Source organism: Roseobacter sp. (assembly GCF_024639605.1).
GTDB lineage: Bacteria > Pseudomonadota > Alphaproteobacteria > Rhodobacterales > Rhodobacteraceae > Roseobacter.
Map to the genome: position 1 here is coordinate 1 of NZ_JAHEHZ010000240.1, position 3,379 is coordinate 3,379.

A 3,379-nucleotide genomic window follows, 5' to 3' on the forward strand; every position below is an offset into this window, starting at 1 on the left:
TATTCGCTGGCCTCGATCATTCTCTATCAGGCCGGATTTTATTCCGATCAGGCGGCAATCGTGGTGATGGGTGTCACCATTGTGGTGGTGGTGCTGGTGGTCGTGTCGATGCTGCGCTGGATCCAGCATCTCACGGATCTGGGCAGTGTCGCCAACAGCCTGCATACCGCCACGGAGCGCGCGCGCGCGTCGCTGGCCGCTTTTGCCGGTGATCCTGCCCTGGGTGGTGTACGGATGAGAGAGGACGCGGAACTGCCGGACGGGCTGACGCCGCTGAGGGCGGCCGAAGCGGGGTATATCCAGCTGATCGACGTGCCCGGGCTGCAGAAAGCGTTTCCTGAGGGCACCAGTGTCTATGTCAGTTGCCGCCCGGGGACGCATGTTCTCAAAGGCGAGATCATCGCGCAGGTGGCGGGAAATCCGGATGAAGAGGCACTTGAAAACGCAGCCGCCGCCTTCACGCTTGGCGACACGCGTTCGTATGAGCAGGACGCGGTTTTTGGCCTGATCGTGCTGTCGGAAATTGCGTCCAAGGCGCTCTCGCCCGGTATTAACGACGCGGGCACCGCCATCGGAACGATCCAGAACCTTAAAACACTCCTGTGGGATTTCTCCCGTCAGGAACCACAGGTGCGTGACGAGTTCGCCGAAACGGTCTTTGTCGCTGTTCCGGGAAATAAAACGCTCATCACATCCGCTTTCTCAGCCGTGGCCCGCGATGGTGCCGGCATGATTGAAGTGGCCCGGACCCTTCGCCAGGCGCTTGCCGATCTGGCCGCATCACCTGACCCCGAAATGGCGCAGGCAGCCGAAGAGATGGCCGCCACAGCGCTTGAGCACTGCCAGAACGCCACACTGCTGGACAGCGAATATGAAAAGCTGAATGAGATCAGTGTGCCCGCTCCGGCGATGGCCCGGCCGACGTAAACCGGCCCGCCGCACGTAAAGTGCAGCAGGCGCGTCATTCAATATCCGACGGTCAGAACAGCAGCAGATTTCATGGCCCTGCGCAGACCAACCGGGTCCGGTTACTCGGTCTCAAGACCCGGCCAGACTGACCGCAGCGCGTTCAGCAGCTTGTCTGAGGAGACCGGCTTGCGGACCACCTCATCTTTTTCGTCCAGAAATGTAATCTGATCAGGATTATAGGCCGTGATAAAAACGAACGGTATCTCCCGTTCACGCAAAATATCCGCAACCGGCCGCGAGGTTTTCCCCGCACCGAGGTTCACATCCAGAAAGGCCACGTCAAATTCACCCTCGCGTGCCTTTTCTTTGGCATCATCGAGGTGAACGCTCGGGCCCACGACCTCAAAGCCGAGGTCTTCCAGCGTGTCCGTCATCTCAAACGCGACCATAACCTCGTCTTCTACAATAAAGATCCGTTGTGGTGCATCAGTCATGTGAATTTCTCTTCCTTTTCTTCTGCAGGCATCTCCAGATGCCACTCATAGCCTTCTTCCGGGAACGTTGTCGTCACCCGGCCTCCGGTTTCCATTTGCAGGGCGCGGCCGGTGATAAACGACCCGAACCCTGTCTCTGTCGGCTGGTCCGGTACGGGGCCACCCCGCTCTTTCCAGCGCATCTCAATAACAGAACGCGCATCGGTGCGGGTCAGGTTCCATGTCAAAGTGACGCGTCCGTCGGGCACTGACAGCGCACCGTATTTCACCGCATTGGTGGCCAGTTCGTAAAACGCCATGGAAAAGGCCAGCGCCTGACGCGACGGGATGGTAACGACCGGACCTTTGATTTCGATGCGTCCGCCGCCGATCGGGTCGAGTATATCGCGCGCCACATCCCCCACAGGCGCCTCGTCCCAGGTCGTACCAACCAGCTTGGCGTGCGCACCGGCATAGGCATCAAGCCTGCTGTCGATTGTCTGGCGCAGGCCATCCTGAACCGACAGTTTGCGCAGAGACTGGCTTACGATGCTCTTGACCACGGAAAACGCGTTTTTCACCCGGTGGTTGAGCTCGGCAATCAGGATTTCCTGCGCTTTCTTCAGCTGTCGTTCTTCATCGATATCAATCAGCGCGACGGTGGCGCCGATGCGCTTACCCTCTGCGTCCAGCACCGGCTCACCGATGATCCGCAACCAGAAGCGTGTGCCGTCTCCGCGCTGATACTCCACATCAATTTCGGAACGTGTCTCGCCGTCTGAAATGATCCGCGCGAGCGGGTATTCATGGCTCTCCACGCGGGTGCCGTCCTCGTGAAACGAAATCCACTCGCCATAGGACTCAGTGTCACCGGAATAAAGCACCGGATGGCGCAGCATTTCTTCGACATTGCTGTTGCCGTGCAGGATTTTGCCGTCAGCATCGGCCAGAACCACGCCAACCGGCACGGTTTCCATCATCGCTTCCAGCAGACGCATGCGCGTCGCCGATTGACGAGAGATCGCCTTGTCCGCGTTGCGCTCGCTGGTGTGAAGGTCAAGTGCGGCCTGCAGGCGGGATATTTCTTCCCTGAGGCCAGCATCTTCAGAGGGTGTATCAGTCATCTTTTATCTGCCGGTTGTCACACTCCCGACACAGGGTCGCAGTGTCGTGCCGGACGCTTCATTGTTGACATTCTGCGCCGGAAATACCGCCCATGCACTAGTGGCTTCCGGCAGCGTCTGTTTTAGTTTAGTTTCCCGGACTGTAAAGGTCAGGTGAACCAATTCCGCTTTTAAGCGTTTGAAGTTATTGCTGGCTGACAACCTGCACCGATGCCTGACGTTTTTCAGGCCACAAATTATCCACAGGACTATGACTCAGTCAGATTCGCCCGATTTTGCCTACACGCCGCTGATTACGCGCCTGAGTTATTACTTTGGTGTCCCCTCAAAAGATATGTCCGCTCTGGATGATCTGCCCTATGAGGCGCGGTCTTATGACCGAGGCGATGTGATCATGGAACGCGGCAAGAGCGTCACATCATTTATTCTGGTCACTTCAGGGTGGGCCGCGCGCACCCGCTACACCCGCGCCGGCCAGCGGCAGATCATCAACATCCTGCTGCCCGGCGACCTGATGACGCCCGACGCCTTCGTTCTGGAACGCATTGATCATGCTATAGAGGCACTTTCGCCAGTCAGCCTGCGGATGGTGTCCGAAAAGAACCTGCAGGCTCTTTTTGCCAAAGCGCCCGGTCTTGCGCCGGCGCTCTGGTGGGCCTCTTCTCAGGAAGACGCCATTGTGCGCGAACATGTGGTGCGACTGGGCCGCCGCAATGCGCTGGAGCGGGTATCGCATTTCCTGCTCGAAATGCACCGCCGTCTGCTGATAGTGCATCAGGCGGATGAGAACGCGATGATCCTGCCCATCACCCAGGCCGAAATCTCGGATGCGCTGGGTCTGTCGGTGGTGCACGTCAATAAAACAATCTCACG

4 protein-coding genes are annotated in these 3,379 nt (G+C 58.3%); 2 read left to right on the forward strand and 2 right to left on the reverse strand.

The window, feature by feature from the left end:
- Nucleotides 1-927: DUF2254 family protein (locus tag Q0M35_RS18165; protein WP_295317659.1), on the forward strand; the 927-nt coding region annotated here is incomplete at its 5' end.
- A gap of 101 nt (nucleotides 928-1,028) precedes the next feature.
- On the opposite strand, the gene Q0M35_RS18170 is transcribed toward Q0M35_RS18165, so the two are convergent.
- Nucleotides 1,029-1,403 (reverse strand): response regulator, encoded by a 375-nt coding sequence (locus tag Q0M35_RS18170; protein ID WP_295317660.1) that lies wholly within the window; start codon nucleotides 1,401-1,403, stop codon nucleotides 1,029-1,031.
- Nucleotides 1,400-2,506 carry an HWE histidine kinase domain-containing protein gene (locus Q0M35_RS18175; RefSeq protein ID WP_295317661.1) on the reverse strand — a complete coding sequence of 369 codons (1,107 nt, stop codon included), beginning with the start codon at nucleotides 2,504-2,506 and terminating at the stop codon, nucleotides 1,400-1,402. The genes Q0M35_RS18170 and Q0M35_RS18175 overlap by 4 nt, the downstream gene beginning before the upstream one ends.
- 250 nt (nucleotides 2,507-2,756) lie before the next feature.
- Here Q0M35_RS18175 and Q0M35_RS18180 point away from each other — a divergent pair.
- On the forward strand, nucleotides 2,757-3,379 hold a 623-nt coding region (locus tag Q0M35_RS18180; protein ID WP_295317662.1), incomplete at its 3' end, for a Crp/Fnr family transcriptional regulator.